Below are 17612 nucleotides of genomic sequence, written 5' to 3'. Positions count from 1 at the left end.
ATGTTCGCGAACATGACCGCCCCGAGCCGTCAGTTGCCCTTGAGGAGCTCCTCGAAGGACGTCGTCGGGTCGGCGAAGGGGTCGTCCGGGCGGGTCGCCGCGGGGCGGCCGGTGACGACGTCGGCCAGCTCCCCGGCTGCCCGGTCGATCCGGCCGGACAGGGCGCCGCTGCCGCCGCCGGCCCAGTCCTCGGCCGCCGCGAACACCCCGGTGGGCACCGGCAGCGCCCGCAGGTAGGCGAACAGCGGGCGCATGGCGAACTCGATGGCCAGCGAGTGCCGCGCCGTCCCGGCCGTGGCGCCCAGCAGTACCGGGGTGCCGATCAGCGCGTCCTTGTCCAGGACGTCGAAGAACGTCTTGAACAGCCCGCTGTAGGAGGCGGAGAACACCGGGGTCACCGCGATCACCGCGTCGGCGCCGACCACCGTGTCGATCGCCGCCTGCAGCTCGGTGTTGGGGAACCCGGTGACCAGGGCGTCGGCGAGGTCGCGGGCGTGCCCGCGCAGCTCCACGACCTCGACGGTCGTGTCGTCGCCGCGGGCCCGCAGCGCCTCGACGGTGGCGGTGGTGAGCCGGTCGGCCAGCAGCCGGGTCGAGCTGGGGTTGCTCAACCCGGCGCTGACCACGGCCAGCGTGCGGGTGGTCACGCCTGCGCCGCCGTCTCGACGGTCCGGCCGGTGACGTCGTCGGCGGCGTGCACGGTGCTCATCCGCCCGCCGCCGGCGGCGGCCACCAGGCTGGCGTGGGTCGGGGCGTCCGGCACGTGCGCCGGCTTGAGCGCGGCGAACTCGCGCCGGAGCACGGGCACGACCTCCTCGCCGAGGATGTCCAGCTGCTCGAGCACCGTCTTCAGCGGCAGCCCGGCGTGGTCGATGAGGAACAGCTGCCGCTGGTAGTCACCGACGTAGTCGCGGAAGCCCAGCGTCCGCTCGATCACCTGCTCCGGGGACCCGACGGTCAGCGGGGTCTGGCTGGTGAACTCCTCCAGCGAGGGGCCACCGCCGTAGACCGGGGCGTTGTCGAAGTAGGGCCGGAACTCCCGGACGGCGTCCTGGCTGTTCTTCCGCATGAAGACCTGGCCGCCCAGCCCGACGATCGCCTGGTCGGCGCTGCCGTGGCCGTAGTGCTCGAAGCGGCGGCGGTAGTACTCCACCATCCGCTGGGTGTGCTCGGCCGGCCAGAAGATGTGGTTGTGGAAGAAGCCGTCGCCGTAGTAGGCCGCCTGCTCGGCGATCTGCGGGCTGCGGATCGACCCGTGCCAGACGAACGGCGGGACGCCGTCCAGCGGGCGCGGGGTGGAGGTGAAGCCCTGCAGCGGGGTGCGGAACTGGCCGGTCCAGTCGACGACGTCCTCGCGCCACAGCCGGCGCAGCAGCTGGTAGTTCTCCACCGCCAGCGGGATGCCGTCGCGGATGTCCTTGCCGAACCACGGGTAGACCGGGCCGGTGTTGCCGCGGCCCATCATCAGGTCGACGCGGCCGTCGGAGACGTGCTGCAGCGTCGCGAAGTCCTCGGCGATCTTCACCGGGTCGGTGGTGGTGATCAGCGTCGTGGACGTCGACAGGACCAGCTTCTCGGTCTTGGCGGCGATGTAGCCCAGCGTCGTGGTGGGGGAGGAGACCACGAAGGGCGGGTTGTGGTGCTGGCCCTGGGCGAAGACGTCCAGGCCCACCTCCTCGGCCTTGAGCGCGATCGCGATCAGCGACTTCACCCGCTCGGCCTCGGTGGGCGTGCGGCCCGTCGTCGGGTCGGGCGTGACGTCGCCGACGGTGAAGATCCCGAACTGCATGGCGTGCTCCCTCTCGTCTGAGCCGCACTGGTTGAGAGTGCAACTACTGGCCGGTGGAACCGTACCCGACCACGGTCCATTCCCCGGCCCCCGGAGACGACGAACGCCCCTCCGGTCGGGGAACCGGAGGGGCGCTCGTCGCCTGCGTTCAGGACCGCAGCGGGTCGACCGTCTCGTGCTCGCCGACGGTGCGGGAGAGCCGGGCCAGGGCCCAGTCGCCGTCCCCGAGCAGGTGGTCCAGCGCGGTGAGCCGGGAGGTGTAGTGGCCCACCGAGTACTCGGCGGTCACCCCGATCCCGCCGTGCAGCTGGATCGCCTCCTTGCCGATGTGCCGGCTCGCCCGGCTGGCCTGCAGCCGGGCGCGGTCGGCGGCCGCGACCACGTCACCGTCGGCGTCGACCACCAGGGTGGCCCACATGACGGTGCTCCGAGCCAGCTCCAGCGACACGTACATGTCCGCGGCCCGGAAGGTGAGCGCCTGGAACTTGCTCAGCGGGACGCCGAACTGCTTGCGCGTCTTGAGGTACTCCGCCGTCGTGGTCAGCGCCGTCTCCATCGCCCCCAGCGCCTCGTGGCCGTAGGCCACCCGGGCCCGCGCCTGCGCCTTCTCGATGGCCGCCGCCTGGTCGCCGGCGCCTTCGCCCAGCGGCTGGGCGGGAGTGCCGGCGAACTCGACCCGGGCCGACCGGGTGCCGTCGTGGTTGCGGTGGCCGGTGCGGGTCAGGCCCGCCGCGTCGCCCTGCACCAGGAACAGCCGGGTGACGCCCTCGGCGACCGCGCTGACCACCAGCAGGTCGGCGCGGGCACCGTTGGGCACCGGCTCCTTGACCCCGGTCAGCGTCCAGGACCCGCCGTCCTCGGTCGCGGTCACCGCACGGGCCGACGGCTCCCAGCGGGTGCCGACCTCGGCGTGCGCGAAGGCCGGCAGGAGCGTGCCCTCGGCGAGCGCCCCGAGCACCTCGGCCCGCTGCGCGTCGGTGCCCAGGTCGGACACCAGCCCACCGGCGAGCACGACCGCCTCCACGAACGGCTCGGGCGCGAGCACCCGGCCGATCTCCTCGGCGACGATGGACACCTCCACCGGGCCGGCCCCCATGCCGCCGTCCGCCTCGGCGAACGGCAGGCCCAGCAGGCCCATCTCGGCCAGCCGGCTCCAGGTCTTCTCGTCGAAGCCGGGGTCGGTGGCGACCACCCGCCGGCGCTGCTCGCTGTCGGAGTAGGCGCGGGCCAGCAGCCCGCTCACCGCCTCGCGCAGGCCGTTCTGCTCGTCGTCGTAGCTGAACTCCATGGTCAGATCACAACCCCAGGATCGAGCCGGCGATGATGGTGCGCTGCACTTCGTTCGAGCCCCCGTAGATGGAGACCTTCCGGTAGTTCAGGTACGACGGCGTCGACACCTGGGCCCACTCCGGGACGTCGGACCCGTCACCGGTGAACGAGGGCACCGACAGCGGCCCGGCCACGTCGACCAGCAGCTCGGTGGCCGCCTGCTGCAGCTCCGACCCGCGGAGCTTGAGCACCGAGGACGCCGGGTGCGGCTTGCCGCCGACGGAGTTGGCCACCACGCGCAGCGCGGTGAGCTCCAGGGCGAGCAGCTCGTTCTCCAGCTCGGCGATCCGGGCCCGGAAGAACGGGTCCTCGGCCAGCGGGGCGCCGCCGGAGGTGATCTGCCGGGCGTGGGACTTGGCGTCGGCCAGCATCCGCTTGGTCGAGCCGATCCGGGCGATGCCGACCCGCTCGTTGCCGAGCAGGAACTTGGCGTAGTCCCAGCCGCGGTTCTCCTCACCGACGAGGTTCTCCGACGGCACGCGGACGTCTTCGAAGAAGACCTCGTTGACCTCGAAGCCGCCGTCCAGCAGCTCGATCGGCCGCAGCGTCACCCCCGGGGTGTCCATCGGGAACAGCAGCAGCGAGATGCCCCGCTGGCGCTTCTCCGCGGTCGGGTCGGTGCGCACCAGGCAGAAGATCCAGTCGGCGTGCTGGCCCAGCGTCGTCCAGGTCTTCTGGCCGTTGACCACCCAGTCGTCGCCGTCGCGCACCGCGGTGGTGCGCAGCGAGGCGAGGTCGGACCCGGCGTCGGGCTCGGAGAACCCCTGGCACCACCAGATGTCCAGGTTCGCGGTGGCCGGCAGGAACCGCTCCTTCTGCTCCTGCGAGCCGAAGGTGGCGATGACCGGGCCGATCATGCTGGTGTTGAACGCCAGCGGCTCGGGCACCGCGGCCAGCTGCATCTCCTCGCGCCAGATGTGGCGTTGCAGCGGCGTCCAGTCGCGGCCACCCCACTCGACCGGCCAGTGCGGCACGGCCAGGCCGGCGGCGTTGAGCCCGCGCTGGGCCTCGACGAACTGCTCCTTGGTCAGCTCCCGGTGGGCCGCGACCGCCTCCCGGATGGACTCGGGCACCTGGGTGGTGAAGAAGGTGCGCATCTCGTCCCGGAAGGACTGGTCCTCCGGCGACAGCTGCAAGCGCATGGGACCTCATTCCTGACGGCAGCTCTGCCGTCTCGACGTGGATGCGACGAACATCCCACATTCCCTACTCGGCGGTAACCCGGGGTCCGGGGACGCGCCGTCGGTGACCGCGCGTGGTCGCCAACGGGCCACCCGCCCCGTTGGGGGGAAGTACCCCGGATCGGCTGGAGAGCGGGAGGTCGGGGGTCGACGCTGTGGTCGGGACGCGCTGTCGCGCCCGGTGGACGACGGAGGAGGTGGGCGTGGCTGCACGCACGCGGACGGTCAGCGAACCGTCGGCCTCCCCGGAGGTCGTCGCCGCGGTCTTCCACGGGGTGAGCGTCAGCGACGCCATGGCCATCCTCGTCGTCGAGCAGGTGGACGGCGTGCTCCGGGTGAGCTGGAGCAACGAGCGGACCGGAACGCTGCTCGGCTACGGCGGAGCCGACCTGCTCGCCGTGCCGGTGGAGCAGCTGCTGCCCTCGCTGCGCGGCGGTGAGCTCAAGCTGCTGCTGCGCCGGGAGCGCACGGTGCACATGACGCTGCCGGTGCGCTGCGCCAGCGGTGCCCTGCTGGACTGCGCGGTCTCCGCGGTGCCGGTGCCGCCCCCGGCCGGCAAGCGCTGGACGGTGCGGCTGCACGCCACCGCCAACGAGGCCGAGCAGGCGCTGCGGGCCACCGCCGATGCGCACGAGCGCCGCTTCGCCACCCTCACCGAGCGTTCGCCGGTGCCGACCCTGCTGTCGGAGCAGGGCATGCGGCTCGCGCACGTCAACGACGCCTTCTGCGCCCTGGTGGGCCGGCAGGCCGAGCAGTTGCTGGGGACCGGGTGGCTGGACGCCGTGCACGCCGAGGACCTGGAGCAGGTGATCGAGCAGGCCATGGCGGTGCTCGAGGGCGGCGACCGGGAGGTGCGTGCCCGGCTGGTCCGGGACGACGGCACCGAGCGCTGCACGGTGATCCGCTTCGCCCACGTGTTCACCCCGGGGGTCGGTGCCGGCTTCGTCGGCACCATCGAGGACATCACCGACCGACTGGCCTTCGAGGCCCGGCTGGCCTACCAGGCCAACCACGACCCGCTGACCGGGCTGCCCAACCGCACCCTGCTGGCCGAGCACGTCGCCGAGCGCTTCCGGCCCGGTGCCGGCGGGCTGGCCTGCATCTTCCTGGACCTGGACAACTTCAAGGTGGTCAACGACTCGCTCGGGCACACCGCCGGGGACGCGCTGCTGGTGGAGATCGCCGACCGGCTGCGGAGCACCGTCCGCCCCGGCGACCTGGTGGCCCGCTTCGGCGGTGACGAGTTCGTCGTCGTCTGCCAGCACGTCACCGAGGACGACGCGGTGGCGCTGGCCGAGCGGATCGGGGTGGCGCTGCACCGGCCGCTCACCCTCTCCGGGGTCGAGCTGCACCCGCGGGCCAGCGTCGGGGTCACCGTGCAGACCGCGGAGCACCGGGCGGCGGAGGAGCTGATCCGGGACTGCGACATCGCCATGTACCAGGCCAAGGCCGGCGGCAAGGGCCGGATCACCGTGCTGGACTCCGAGGCCCGGGCCCAGGCGCGGGACAAGCTGCGGCTGGTAGCCGACCTCCGCGAGGCGATCGACCGGCGCGACATCACGCTGATGTACCAGCCGATCTTCAGCACCGCCGACGGCTCCGCGGTGGCCGTGGAGTCACTCGCCCGCTGGCACCACCCCGAGCGTGGCGCGATCAGCCCCAGCACCTTCGTCCCGCTGGCCGAGGAGAGCGGCCTGGTCTCCGCGCTGGGCCTGCTGGTGCTCGACGAGACCTGCCGGCAGCTGGCCGCCTGGGACGACCGGCTGGGCACGGCCGCCCCGCAGCAGGCCAACGTGAACGTCTCGGCCCTGCAGCTGGACGTGAACCTGCCCGGCCACGTGCAGTCGGCGCTGCTGCGCCACGGGCTGGAACCGAGCCGGCTGTCCATCGAGATCACCGAGTCGGCCCTGATGAAGGACCCCGCCTCGGCCCGCGCCGTGCTGCTGCAGCTGCGCGACCTGGGCGTGCAGGTCTCCATCGACGACTTCGGCACCGGCTACTCCTCGCTGGCCTACCTGCGCCACCTGCCGGTCGACTGCCTCAAGGTCGACCGCTCCTTCGTCGCCGAGCTGGCCGACGGGCACGCCGAGATCACCTCCGCGGTCATCGCGCTGGCCCGCAGCTTGGGCCTGTGCACCGTGGCCGAGGGCGTGGAGACCCGGGAGCAGGCCGAGGAGCTGGCCCGGCTCGGCGCGACCTACCTGCAGGGCTTCAGCCTCGCCGCCCCGCTCACCGGTGACGACGCCGCCACCTGGTTCGCCGACCGCCCGGCGACCACCCACCCGTCCGACCGACACCCCGACCTGGAGCTGACGTGACCCCGTCCGCCGCACCGTCCCTGACCGTCGCCCCGGTCTTCGACCTGGAGCGGGTGCTGGCGAGCATCGACAGCATGGCCGCCCAGCGACCGGTGGCCGCCCAGATCGTCTCGGAGGCCAACTCCGACCGGGTCAGCGCCAAGGAGCTGTCCCGGATGCTCGGCGCCGACGTGGCGCTGGCCAGCCGGGTGATGAAGCTGGCCAACTCCGCCTTCTACGGCATGCGCGGCCGGGTCACCTCGCTGCAGTTCGCCGTCACCGTCGTCGGCTTCGCCACCGTGCGCACGATGGCCACCGTCGCCCTCACCGACCTGGACGACGAGTCGCGGCTGCCCGAGGACTTCTGGGAGGTGAGCACCAGCCTGGCGCTGGCCGCCTCCACCCTCGCGCCGCGGTTCGCCGAGCGACCGCAGGACGCCCTGTGCCTCGGGCTGCTGGCGCAGATGGGCGTGGCGCTGCTGCACCACAACGACCCGGACGGCTACGCCGAGCTGTGGACCACCCAGCGGTCCTTCGCCGGACGCCGGACGGCGGAGGTGCACCGGTACGGCATCTCCGCTCTCCGGCTGACCGCGGTGGCCCTGGAGCAGTGGGGCTTCCCCGCCGGGATGCTGGTGCCGCTCACCCAGGTCGACGACGGTGCCTCCTTCGCCGGCGCGCTGCTGCGGTCGGCGTTCGAGGTGGCCGGCCGGCTCACCGACGGCGACCACCAGGAGACCGCGATCGAGCGGGTCAGCTGCGGCCAGCTGCGGGAGCGGGACGTCGCCCCGATCCTGTCCCAGGTGCGTGCCGACGCCGAGGAGCTGCGCACCGCGCTGCTGGGCTAGCCGTACTGATGGGACAGCCCGGTCACGCGGGTGACGGGTGGGCGGCCTCCGGTCGCGGTGATGGTCGTACTCGTGAAGCCGGGCCGGCCGTGCTCGGCGGCGTGCTGACCTGCTGAGGAACATGCGGGTGGGAGGCCCAGCCGCCGGCAGACGTGCGGCTTGTCAGGTGAGCACATCGACTGTCCTCGCGGCCCGACGGTCCGGAGGGCGGGTCACTCCGACGTGCTGACGGGGACCCCTCGATCGCCTGCCGTCCGGTCCCGGAGCGGACCGGCGAGGTGGCTGGCGGCAATCGCTGAGAACGCTCCGACCAGCGGGTTGCGGTCGTCGACCCGACCCGCCAGGACGACCTCGCTGTCCGGGGCACCCACCAGCGGGACGGTCGTGATCCCGGGGTGCAGCACGGTGCGCCGGTCCCCGGCCGGCTGGATGCCGATGGCTCGCCCACTGGCGACGAGTTCCAGCCTGTCCTCGAAGCTCTCGGGCGTCTGGTCGCGGTCCATCGGTTCGCGTCCGAGCAGGCGGTAGGCCGTCCACCCGTCGGCCGGGAGGCCGTCGGCGATGGCGCAGGCGTAGGGCGTCTCGAAGGTCAGCTCGTCGACCGACACGGACGTGCGCGCGGCCAGGGGATGCCCTGTCGGGACCACGAGAAGGCGGGCCTCCCGGTAGAGGACCTTCGTCCACACGTCACCGGTCGGGAAGGGGAGGGGTGTGCGGGCCACCAGGAGGTCCACCCGGCCGTCCTCGAAGGACGACAACCCGCTGCACGTGAGGTGGCGGGTCTCGACCACCGCATCCGGGCGGTGCGCCCGCAGTTCCCGGACTGCGGTCGTGATGATGAGGTCGTCGACGTAACCGATGGTGATGTGCCCTCGGGAGGAGTGGGCACGAGCCGTCTGGGCGGCCCGGTGGGCTGACCTCAGCAGCGCTCTGGCCTCGGGCAGGAACGCCGCGCCGGCGTCGGTGAGGTGGTTGCCACGAGGAGTGCGCTCGAGCAAGCGCACGCCGAGGCGCTTCTCCAGGCGCTGGATCTGCCTGCTCAGCGACGGCTGCGCCAGGTGGAGCTCCTCGGCGGCCTTGGCGAAGCTGAGGTGCTCGGCCACGACGGTGAAGTACCGCACCAGCCGGAGTTCCAGGTCCATCCCGAGGTCGTTCACGCCGCCACCCTAGGCCGGCCCATGCCGTTCTGGCATGGGGTCGTGCAGACCAGGTCTTGGACGCACGTCGACGACCGGGGTTCCACTCATCGGACAGCGCGTTGCGACGTCAACAGACCAGGAGCGGGAACCCAGATGCTGCCGAAGACCATGAAGGCCGTCCAGATCCACGAGTTCGGTGGTCCTGAGGTACTGCGCTACGAGGAGGTGCCCGTACCCCGGCTCCAGTCGGACGACGTCCTCGTCCGGGTGCACGCCGTCGGGCTGAACCCGCCGGACTGGTACCTGCGTGAGGGCATGACCGCCCTGCCGCCGGAGATGCGACCCCAGCTGCCCTTCCCCTACGTCCTCGGCACCGACGTCTCCGGCGTGGTGGTGGCGGTCGCCGAGGGAGTGACCCGCTTCGCGGTCGGTGACGAGGTCTTCGGCATGCTGCGCTTCCCGCAGCTCGGGTCCGCGGCGTACGCCGAGTACGTGACCGCACCGGTGGACGAGCTGAGCCTCAAGCCCGCCGCCGTCAGCCACCAGCAGGCCGCCGCCGTGGCCATGTCGGGTCTGACCGCCTGGCAGTACCTCGTCGAACAGGGACACGACCACCCCAACCCGCTCCAGGGGCACCAGCACACGCCGGTCCCGATCACCCCAGGGACGACCGTGCTGGTCAACGGCGCCGCCGGCGGCGTCGGACACCTCGCACTGCAGCTGGCGAAGTGGCGGGGCGCACGGGTGATCGCGGTGGCCTCCGGCCGCCACGAGACCCTGCTGCGCGAGCTGGGGGCCGATGAGTTCATCGACTACACCCGGGAGAGGCCGGAGGACGTCGTCCGCGACGTCGACCTGGTGGTGGACAACGTCGGGGGGCCGCGCAGCGGGCGGTTCCTGCCCACCCTGAAGCGGGGCGGGGCGCTCTTCCCGATCTTCCTGGCCCAGGTCGATCCCGCCGAGGCGGCGGAGCGCGGGGTCACCGTCTCGGCGACCCAGGTGCGCACCAACGGCGCCCAGCTCGGCCGGCTCGGGCGGCTGTTGGCCGACGGAACGCTGCGCATCGCCATCGACAGCACCTTCACGCTGGAGGACGCCGCCGCCGCGCACGAGCACGCCGAGCAGGGCCACCTGCAGGGCAAGATCGTCCTGGAGGTGGCCTGAGGTGACGACCACCGCGAGGCCGGGGTGGGGCAGGTCCCACCTCCCGGCGATCACCGCACCCGACCCGCTCGAGCAGGCTGCTGTCCAGCAGACCCTGAACCGCTACGCCTTCGCCCTGGACCAGCACGACCTGGCGGCGCTCGGCGACGTCCTGACCGCGGACGTCACCTGGCAGTTCACCGTGGCCGACGCCGTCGTCCTCGGTCCGGTCACCGGCCGCCGGGCCGTCCTCGACTTCGTCGGGCAGTCGATGAGCACCCAGACCGACCAGCGTCGTCACCACCTGACCAACGTCACGGTGCACGACGTCCAGCACGACACCGCGCAGGCCCAGGCCTACCTGCTGATGACGAGCAACGCGGATGGCAACCCCCGCACGGTCGCCACCGGCTTCTACTCCTTCGGCCTCCAACGCACCGAGGACCGCTGGTGCATCACGACGTTGCTCCTGGGGATGGACAACGCAGAGGCGTGATCTGTCGTCGACGAGAGGGGCGACGACACCGTTCGTCACCCCTCTCGTCGACCGACGGGCGGTTCACCCGCGTCGACATCTGCACCGACCAGCACGTGCGCGGCGAGCGGAGGTCCTCCAGCGGGGTATGACCCCGCTACGTGCACCTCCTCGTCATCGACGAGGACGGCCGGGTCTCCGGCGCCACCGGAGCCCCCGGTCGTCACGTACGCCGCTCCAGCAGCGACGTCGTGAACGACGTCCGCCGGACTACGGTCATGAACCGATGAGCACCGACGCGCACAGGCCGGCTGTCGCCTCGGGTCTGCCCACGACCGAGTTCGGGTTCCCTGGCCGACTGCGCGACCGGCTGGTCGCCGCGATCCTCGATGGCAGCAAGACCAGCACCACGGCGCTGGCGCTGGCGTACCAGATGGAGGAGGAGCCACTGCCTCAGGCCGGCGACCGCTCCGTGCTGGTCGACTCCGAGGGGCACCCGGTGGCGGTGCTGGAGGCGACGGACGTGCGCGTCGTTCCGCTGGGCGAGGTCGACCTGTCCCATGCGCTCGATGAGGGCGAGGGACATCAGACGGTGGCGCAGTGGCGCGGCGAGCACGAGAGCTTCTGGCACAGCCCCCAGATGAGGGCTGTGTTCGGCGACCCGGGCTTCACAGTGGACGACACGACACCCGTGGTGCTGGAGCACTTCCGCGTCGTGGCGCGCTTGCCCGACTGAGCCGTGCTCGGTGACCCCACGGGCGTACCAGTGGTGGGGCGGGGGCACGTCCTCAGGTGCCGGGCTCGGGGTTGTCCGGCTGCGGGTCGGCGCCGACGGTGGGCAGGTAGCCCGGCGCCTCGCGGGCCGCGGCCTGGTCCTCGAAGTCCGCGGCGATGTCCAGGATCCGGGCGTCGTCCCAGCGGGTGCCGATGAACGAGACGCCGACGGGCAGCGTCTCCCGCGGACCGGCGAAGCCCGCCGGGACGGTGACGTTCGGGTAGCCGGCCACCGCCGCGGGGCCCGAGGTGCTGTAGACGAAGGCGTCGGCCTCGCCGTCCAGGTACTCGTAGCGGGTCTGCCAGGCCGGGGTGTTGGTCAGCCCGACGATCGCGGCGAGGTCGTCCTCCGGGCCGGCGCCCTGGGCCAGCACCTCGTCGATCGAGGCGCGGGCCAGCGTCCGGATCCGGTCGCGGGTCTCCCGGATCGCCGGGTCCTCCGCCGGCACGGTGGCCGCCTGCGCCTGCTCGAACAGCTCCTGACCGAAGTAGGCCAGCTCCACCGGGTCCTGCTCGTTGAAGGCGATCAGGCCGGCCAGGTCGGTCGGGTGGTCGCCGGGGGTGGCGGCCAGGTAGGCGTTCAGGTCGCGCTTGAACTCCGCCAGCAGCGCCGGGGTCTCCCCGGCGCCGACCTCCTCCAGATAGGGCAACGTCACCGGCACCGCGGTCGCGCCGGCGGCCTCCAGCTGCTTCACCGCCGCGGCGAACACCGCCTCGGTCTGGTCGTCGACCGCGGCGGACTCCTCGGGCGACAGCGTCCAGACCCCGATCCGGGCGCCCTCGAGGGCGTCGAGCTCGAGGTCGGCGAAGTCGGTGGTCAGGTCGGCGGGGATCTCCGCGGTCGCGGCGTCCTCGTCGTCGGTGCCGGCGAGCACCTCCAGGGTCAGCGCGGCGTCGATCGCGTGCCGGGCCATCGGGCCGGCGGTGTCCTGCTCGGCGGAGATCGGCACGATGCCGGTACGGCTGACCAGGCCCAGCGTGGGCTTCACGCCGACCACGCCGTTGGCGCCGGCCGGGCAGACGATCGAGCCGTCGGTCTCGGTGCCGATCGCCACCTGGGCCAGCGAGGCGGCCACACCCACCGCCGACCCCGACGAGGAGCCGCAGGGGTTGCGGTCGAGCACGTAGGGGTTGGCGGTCTGCCCGCCGACCCCGCTCCAGCCGCTGGTGGACGCCGCACCGCGGAAGTTGGCCCACTCGGACAGGTTCGCCTTGCCCAGCACGATCGCGCCGGCGTCCCGGAGCCGCTGGGTGATCACGGCGTCGTCCGGCTCGCTGTCCAGCAGCGCGCGGGAGCCGGCGGTGGTCGGCAGCTGCTCGGTGTCCACGTTGTCCTTGAGCAGCACCGGGATGCCCTCCAGCGGTCCCCGCGTCTGGTGACGCTTGCGCGTCTTGTCGCTCGCCGCCGCGTCGGCCAGTGCCTCGGGGTTGACGCTGAGCACCGCACCGAGGTCGTCGTTCAGGTCGTCGATCCGGTCGAGGTAGGCCTGGGTCAGCTGCACCGAGGTCAGGCTGCGCTGGTCCATCCGCTCCTGCAGCTCGGGGATGGTGAGCGCGTCCAGGTCCAGCCCGCGCAGCGGCAGCGTGCCGGAGCCGGCGCCGTCCGGGCGGCCTCGTTCGGCGCCGGCCTGGTCGGCCGGGGCGGCGGCGACGGTGCTGGCCGGGACCAGGAGGGCGGCGGCGAGGGCGGCGGTCACCGCGGCCCTCCGGCGCAGGGGGTGGACGGCGACGCGCATGGGCTCCTCCGAGCACTGGTGGGGCTGCGGTGCAAGCACGCTAGGCCCGGCGCTCAGCGGGCGCTCGGTGAGCGCACAGCGGCGCGCGCGTCGCGCCCGACGCGCCGCGCGCCGTGACGGAGGGGCATGGTGGAGGGGTGCTCGACAGCGACTTCGGCCCCGATCTCATGGCCCTGCTCAGCCGCGAGGTGCTCCGCGAGCGCGCGGCTGCGCTCATCGCCGAGGCGTGCGCCTGGGCGGTGGGGCTCTCCGACCACCCGCACCACACCCGGCTGCGCGGCCGGGTGGTGGCCACCGGGCTGACCATCGGCGCCCGGGCGGCGACCGGGCAGCCGCTCAGCGGCGAGGAGGACGGCCGGCTCGAGCTCGGGGACGCCCGCCCTGGCAGCTTCCAGGACGCGCTCAACACGGTGACCGCCGAGGGCACCCTCTACGCCGAGCGGTTCGACCGGGAGGTGATCGACCCCTTCGTCCGGGACACCTGCGTGCGCGCCGCCGAACGGGCCCGGCAGACCCGCCCGCGCGACTGGGCCGAGCTGCTCGACGAGCTGGGGGAGGACGGCGCCGACCTGGTCGAGGTGGTGCGCGTGGGGGAGTGGGAGGCCCCGCTGCGGATCGACGCCGAGCACCTCGTCCTCGCCGCCCTGGGCGGCGCCCCGCTGGTCGAGGTGGAGGCCGAGGGGTTGCCGCTGTCGCTGGTCCGGGCGGCGGAGGCGGTGACCCGGGCGGCCGCGCCACCCGCCGTCCCGGAGACCGGACCGGGCGTCGACGAGCTGGCCGGGGCGCTGTTCCTCGCCGAGGCCGCCATCGGGGCCGCCGGGCTGCCCCGCCCGGTGCCGGTGGCCGCCGCGGACCGGCTGCTGGACGTGCTGCTGGCCGAGGGACTCCTGCCCGAGGAGGTGCCCGCGCTCCTCCCGCACCTGCCGGTGGAGCCGGGCACCGCCGCCGAGGTGCGGGCCACCATCGCCGCCCTGGGCCTGTGACTCAGCGCGCGGGCAGCCGGACGACGTCGGCGTCCACCCCGTGCTCGTGCAGCCGCTGCGGCGCCGGGCTGTCGTAGACCACCAGCAGCCGCGGCCCGGCCGGGTCGTCGTCCAGCAGGCCGATGCCCTCGGCGTGGTCGGTGCCCAGCCCGAACGGCAGGTCGACCTCGCGGGTCAGCAGGTCACCGCGCACCACCTGCGGGGTGTCGGCGCCCAGTGCGTCGTGCCAGCGGAACACGTGCACCGGGCCGTCCAGGTCCATCGTGGGCCCGGCCAGCACCAGCAGGTCCTCGCCGTGCGGGCACAGGTCGCGCACGCCGAGCCCGGCCAGGTCCAGCACGTGCTTGCGGTACGGGCGACCGTCGTCGAACGTGCCCAGCACCAGCCGGCCCGGGTCGGCCGGGTCGACGGCGGGCCGGAGCTCCAGCACCACCGCCCAGCCGCGCAGCACCGGGCCGCGCAGGCCGAGGTACACCCGCTCGCCGGCCACCGCGATGCCCTCGACGTCCAGGCCGTTGTCCTTGCCGGGGATCGGCAGGAACGGCGCCAGGTGCGCGTCGTCGGCCAGCAGGTCGCGCAGGTCCGGGCCGTGCGTGCCGAACACCGCGGCGCGCTGCGGGACGCCGTCGACGGTCAGCTCGCGCACCGGGGTGGGCAGCCCGTCGACCTCGGTGACCGGCAGACGCACCAGCACCTGCCGGTTGACCTGGCCGGTGACCCGGGCCAGCCGGCGCAGCGCCTTCTCGCCGTCGTGCTTGTCCTTGATCCGTCTGCGCCGCAGGCTGTGCGACCCGACCGCCCACAGGAAGTGCCCGTCGCGGGCCAGGCCCTCGATGTCGGCCTCCTCCGCCGCGTCGCCGGGGAGGTCGACCAGCTCGGCCAGCCGGAACGTCGTCTCCTCGCCGTACCGGGTGGGGTGCTGCGGGTCGTCGGCGACCAGCCGCTCGATCGTCGCCGTCTCGTCGCCGGCCACCCACAGCACCGGGCCGTCACTGCGGACGGCGGAGAGGTTGGTGTGCGTCTCGGCCTCGCGGGACGCCGAGCCGAAGGACAGCCGCACGGTGCGCTCGATGGTCACCTGCCCACCCTGGCACGGGAGCCGCCGGTGATCCGGTCCGCCTCGTCGGCCCGCCGACGCGAGATCTCCGGTTCGTCGTCCCGCTGCTGGGCACGGAGGCCCCGGACACCGGACCGGACGAGGGAGAGCAGCGGGATGACGGAGCAGGCAGCGGGCAGCGTGCTGGTGACCGGGGCCGGCGGGGTGATCGGCGCCGCGGCGGCGGCCGAGTACGGGCGCCGTCCCGGTTGGCGGGTGCGGGGGGTCAGCCGCCGCCGGCCCGGGGACTTGGCCGGTGAGCACCTGGCGGTCGACCTGCGCGACGCCGACGCCGCCCGCGACGGGCTGGCGGCCGCCGCCGACACGACGCACCTGGTGTTCGGTGCCTACGCCGAGCGACCCACCGCCGCCGAGCTGTCGGAGGTCAACGTCGGCATGCTGCGGCACACCCTCGACGGGCTGGCCGCCGCCGGCGCGCCGCTGGAGCACGTGACCCTCTACCAGGGCGGCAAGGCCTACGGCGCGCACATGGGGTTCTTCAACACCCCGGCCAAGGAGAGCGACCCGCGGATCGTCCAGCCGAACTTCTACTACGACCAGGAGGATCTGCTCCGCGAGGTCGCCGCGCAGCGCGGCTTCCGGCTGACCGTGCTGCGGCCGGAGGGGGTGATCGGCTACGCCGTCGGCAACCCGATGAACCTGCTGATGGTCATCGCCGTCTACGCCGCGATCAGCCGCGAGCTCGGCCAGCCGCTGCGTTTCCCCGGCAGCCTGGCCGCCTACGACGCGCTCTACCAGGTCACCGACGCCGAGCTGCTGGCTCGCGCCACCGTGTGGGCCGGGGGCGAGCCGGCCGCCGACGGCGAGGTCTACAACGTGACCAACGGCGACCAGCTGCGCTGGCGGCACCTGTTCCCGGCGTTCGCCCGGGCGTTCGGCATGGAGCCCGCCGAACCGCAGCCGGTGCCGCTGGCCGAGGCGATGGCCGGCCGGCGCGACGTCTGGGAGCGGCTGGCCGCCCGGCACGACCTGGTGCGCACGCCGTACGAGGACCTGGTCGGCTGGGAGTTCGGCGAGTTCATCTTCACCTCCGGCTTCGACAACGTGAGCTCCACGATCAAGCTGCGCCAGGCCGGCTTCGCCGACTGCCTGGACACCGAGGCCCGCTTCCTGGAGCTGTTCGAGCAGCTGGCCGCCCGCCGGGTCATCCCGCCGCTGCGGTGAGCGCCGGGCCTCCGGCTCAGTCGCGGTCGGCGCGGCGCCGGTCCCGGCGGGCGCGCCAGACGGCCGCGGTGGTCGCCACCACGGACAACGTCCCGTAGCCCCAGACGTCCTCGACCGGGCCGGCGGTCACGCCGGCAGCTGCCGACCGGACGGCGAAGTAACCGGCGACGATCGCCGGGAGGAGGAACTGCCAGCGGCGGGCCGGGCCGGCCCACGCCGGTTCGGGGACGTCGGCCAGCACGTCCCGGAAGGCACCGGCGCGCCGCAGGCCGGTCACGGCCGGTACGTGCACGGTGCCGGGCGGGGACAGGTCCGGGGACAGCAGAGCGAGCGGTCCAGGGGGCAGGTCCAGCAGCGCGGTGAGCTCGGGCAGCAGCACCACCGGGTCGGGCGCCGTCCGCCGCAGCAGGGCGCGCAACCCCACCTCGCGGTCGGGCCTTCCGGTGAGCTCGGCGATCAGGTGCGCGTCGCCCGGCTCGTCGTGCTCCGTCGCGGTCCAGGTGTGGCCGGCCACGGGGGAGCCGCGGTGGCACACCACCAGACCGGCTGCCGGCTCCGGGACCTCCCCCTCGTCGAGCTCGCGGTCGTCGTCGGGATCCGCCCACAGCACCACCCCGACCGGTCCAGCCGCCGTCTCGCTGACCACGGCGGCGACCGCGACCATTGCCGGCAGGTCGCCGAGGACGAGCACGTCGTCGCCGTTCCACGGCACCAGCCACCCCTGCTGGCCCGCGAGCCGGAGGGCTGCGGACGCGGCGGGCCGGGCGACGGCGGCCAGCAGCACCGCGCGCCCGGACGGCGGGGGGACGAGCGCGCCGCCGTCCGTCGGGTGCAGGTCGGGGAGCTCGCTGGCCACCGGTGCATGCTGCTGCCTCGGATCGGTCGGTCGACGGCGACGCGCGGGCGCCGCAGCCCGTTGCCGTCGGATCCGACGGCGAGGCCACCCCGTACGGTCGGCGCCGTGGCTGACGACGACCTCACCCAGTTCACCCGCGCCGGCGCCGAGCGGCTGCGGGCCGCCGCGGCCGAGCTCGCCGCGGCGGTGACCGCGCACGCCGAGGCGGTCGCGTCGGTGACCGGCGAGGCCGGGATGCCCGAGGTGTTCGCCGCCAGCGACCGGCTGCTGCCGGCGGTGCTCGGCTACGCCGACGCGCAGTTCGACCTCACCGGCAACGACTTCCCCTTCGGCGTGCTGCACAGCTACGCCGAGGACGACGAGACCGACGACGAGGAGGCGGTGCCGGAGGGCGCCGCGGACCCCGGCGAGGACGACGCACCCGGTGCGGCCACGGAGGTCGCCGTGCTGCAGCGCCACGACCTGCTGGTCACCGACGCGGCGGCGGTGCTGGCCGCGGGCCGCCGGGCTCTGTCCCGCACCGCCCCGGACGGCGACGATGCGGTCGTCGGCGATGAGGCAGACCTGGGCCGGGCCCTGGCCCAGCTGGCCGCCGCCGACGGCTGGGACTCCCTCGGCGACCTGCCCGGTCTGCGGTCGACCGGCCGGTCGGTCCTGGTGGTCGGGCGCGCGGCGCCGGCCGGTGCCGCCGAGGACGAGCGCGCGGACCTGGTCGAGGACGAGGCGGGCGAACTGCTCTTTTCCCAGCACGACGTGTTCCCCGGGTGACCTCTGCGGGGTA

General features: G+C 73.7%; 16 protein-coding genes. 8 read left to right on the top strand and 8 right to left on the bottom strand.

Annotated elements, in window-relative coordinates; genetic code table 11:
• Positions 1-29: 29 nt before the first annotated feature.
• From Q1A09_RS02360 to Q1A09_RS02345, 4 genes are all read right to left on the bottom strand, one after another.
• Positions 30-647, bottom strand: a complete 618-nt coding sequence (locus tag Q1A09_RS02360) for an FMN reductase (RefSeq protein WP_299951656.1) — start codon at positions 645-647, stop codon at positions 30-32.
• On the bottom strand, positions 644-1789 hold the full coding sequence (locus Q1A09_RS02355) for an LLM class flavin-dependent oxidoreductase (RefSeq protein ID WP_299951653.1): 1146 nt from the start codon (positions 1787-1789) through the stop codon (positions 644-646). Before Q1A09_RS02355 ends, Q1A09_RS02360 begins: the two co-directional genes overlap by 4 nt.
• 148 nt (positions 1790-1937) lie before the next feature.
• Complete coding sequence (locus tag Q1A09_RS02350; protein WP_299951651.1) at positions 1938-3077, bottom strand: acyl-CoA dehydrogenase family protein; 1140 nt, start codon at positions 3075-3077, stop codon at positions 1938-1940.
• A 7-nt stretch (positions 3078-3084) separates the two neighbouring features.
• Entirely contained in the window at positions 3085-4260 is a 1176-nt protein-coding gene (locus Q1A09_RS02345; RefSeq protein ID WP_299951649.1) for an acyl-CoA dehydrogenase family protein, read from the bottom strand.
• A 242-nt stretch (positions 4261-4502) separates the two neighbouring features.
• Here Q1A09_RS02345 and Q1A09_RS02340 point away from each other — a divergent pair, with 242 nt between their 5' ends.
• Positions 4503-6617 carry a bifunctional diguanylate cyclase/phosphodiesterase gene (locus Q1A09_RS02340; protein ID WP_299951647.1) on the top strand — a complete coding sequence of 705 codons (2115 nt, stop codon included), beginning with the start codon at positions 4503-4505 and terminating at the stop codon, positions 6615-6617.
• Positions 6614-7444: an HDOD domain-containing protein gene (locus tag Q1A09_RS02335; protein WP_299951645.1), complete on the top strand. Its 831-nt coding sequence runs from the start codon at positions 6614-6616 to the stop codon at positions 7442-7444. Before Q1A09_RS02340 ends, Q1A09_RS02335 begins: the two co-directional genes overlap by 4 nt.
• 212 nt (positions 7445-7656) lie before the next feature.
• Here the strand turns inward: Q1A09_RS02335 and Q1A09_RS02330 are convergent, their stop codons facing one another.
• Complete coding sequence (locus tag Q1A09_RS02330; RefSeq protein ID WP_299951644.1) at positions 7657-8601, bottom strand: LysR family transcriptional regulator; 945 nt, start codon at positions 8599-8601, stop codon at positions 7657-7659.
• Positions 8602-8736: 135 nt separating this feature from the next.
• Here Q1A09_RS02330 and Q1A09_RS02325 point away from each other — a divergent pair, with 135 nt between their 5' ends.
• From Q1A09_RS02325 to Q1A09_RS02315, 3 genes are all read left to right on the top strand, one after another.
• Entirely contained in the window at positions 8737-9747 is a 1011-nt protein-coding gene (locus Q1A09_RS02325; protein WP_299951642.1) for an NADP-dependent oxidoreductase, read from the top strand.
• 1 nt (position 9748) lies between these two features.
• Positions 9749-10222: a nuclear transport factor 2 family protein gene (locus tag Q1A09_RS02320; RefSeq protein ID WP_299951640.1), complete on the top strand. Its 474-nt coding sequence runs from the start codon at positions 9749-9751 to the stop codon at positions 10220-10222.
• A 265-nt stretch (positions 10223-10487) separates the two neighbouring features.
• Complete coding sequence (locus Q1A09_RS02315; protein WP_299951638.1) at positions 10488-10937, top strand: ASCH domain-containing protein; 450 nt, start codon at positions 10488-10490, stop codon at positions 10935-10937.
• Between the two features lie 52 nt (positions 10938-10989).
• On the opposite strand, the gene Q1A09_RS02310 is transcribed toward Q1A09_RS02315, so the two are convergent.
• Positions 10990-12711: an amidase gene (locus Q1A09_RS02310; RefSeq protein WP_299951636.1), complete on the bottom strand. Its 1722-nt coding sequence runs from the start codon at positions 12709-12711 to the stop codon at positions 10990-10992.
• A gap of 137 nt (positions 12712-12848) precedes the next feature.
• Between Q1A09_RS02310 and Q1A09_RS02305 the strand changes: the two genes are divergently transcribed.
• Entirely contained in the window at positions 12849-13694 is an 846-nt protein-coding gene (locus tag Q1A09_RS02305; RefSeq protein ID WP_299951634.1) for a hypothetical protein, read from the top strand.
• A 1-nt stretch (position 13695) separates the two neighbouring features.
• On the opposite strand, the gene Q1A09_RS02300 is transcribed toward Q1A09_RS02305, so the two are convergent.
• Positions 13696-14772, bottom strand: a complete 1077-nt coding sequence (locus tag Q1A09_RS02300) for a DUF3616 domain-containing protein (RefSeq protein ID WP_299951632.1) — start codon at positions 14770-14772, stop codon at positions 13696-13698.
• Positions 14773-14907: 135 nt separating this feature from the next.
• Between Q1A09_RS02300 and Q1A09_RS02295 the strand changes: the two genes are divergently transcribed.
• On the top strand, positions 14908-15975 hold the full coding sequence (locus Q1A09_RS02295; RefSeq protein ID WP_299951630.1) for an SDR family oxidoreductase: 1068 nt from the start codon (positions 14908-14910) through the stop codon (positions 15973-15975).
• A 16-nt stretch (positions 15976-15991) separates the two neighbouring features.
• Here Q1A09_RS02295 and Q1A09_RS02290 read toward each other — a convergent pair whose 3' ends face one another.
• Positions 15992-16831, bottom strand: coding sequence for a hypothetical protein (locus Q1A09_RS02290; RefSeq protein WP_299951628.1), 840 nt, complete (start codon positions 16829-16831; stop codon positions 15992-15994).
• Between the two features lie 105 nt (positions 16832-16936).
• On the opposite strand from Q1A09_RS02290, the gene Q1A09_RS02285 reads away from it, so the two are divergent.
• Positions 16937-17599: a hypothetical protein gene (locus tag Q1A09_RS02285; RefSeq protein ID WP_299951626.1), complete on the top strand. Its 663-nt coding sequence runs from the start codon at positions 16937-16939 to the stop codon at positions 17597-17599.
• Positions 17600-17612: the final 13 nt, after the last annotated feature.

Origin of the sequence: uncultured Modestobacter sp. (assembly GCF_947486615.1) — a bacterium.
GTDB lineage: Bacteria > Actinomycetota > Actinomycetes > Mycobacteriales > Geodermatophilaceae > Modestobacter.
The sequence above is the reverse complement of the archived record's forward strand: the minus strand, read 5'-3'. Positions and strand labels throughout refer to the sequence as shown.

Coding starts and splice junctions, on each gene's coding strand:
- Q1A09_RS02345 (WP_299951649.1), bottom strand. CDS start 4,260: ATGCGCTTGCAGCTGTCGCCGGAGGACCAGTCCTTCCGGGACGAGATG.
- Q1A09_RS02315 (WP_299951638.1), top strand. CDS start 10,488: ATGAGCACCGACGCGCACAGGCCGGCTGTCGCCTCGGGTCTGCCCACG.
- Q1A09_RS02355 (WP_299951653.1), bottom strand. CDS start 1,789: ATGCAGTTCGGGATCTTCACCGTCGGCGACGTCACGCCCGACCCGACG.
- Q1A09_RS02295 (WP_299951630.1), top strand. CDS start 14,908: ATGACGGAGCAGGCAGCGGGCAGCGTGCTGGTGACCGGGGCCGGCGGG.
- Q1A09_RS02350 (WP_299951651.1), bottom strand. CDS start 3,077: ATGGAGTTCAGCTACGACGACGAGCAGAACGGCCTGCGCGAGGCGGTG.
- Q1A09_RS02310 (WP_299951636.1), bottom strand. CDS start 12,711: ATGCGCGTCGCCGTCCACCCCCTGCGCCGGAGGGCCGCGGTGACCGCC.
- Q1A09_RS02325 (WP_299951642.1), top strand. CDS start 8,737: ATGCTGCCGAAGACCATGAAGGCCGTCCAGATCCACGAGTTCGGTGGT.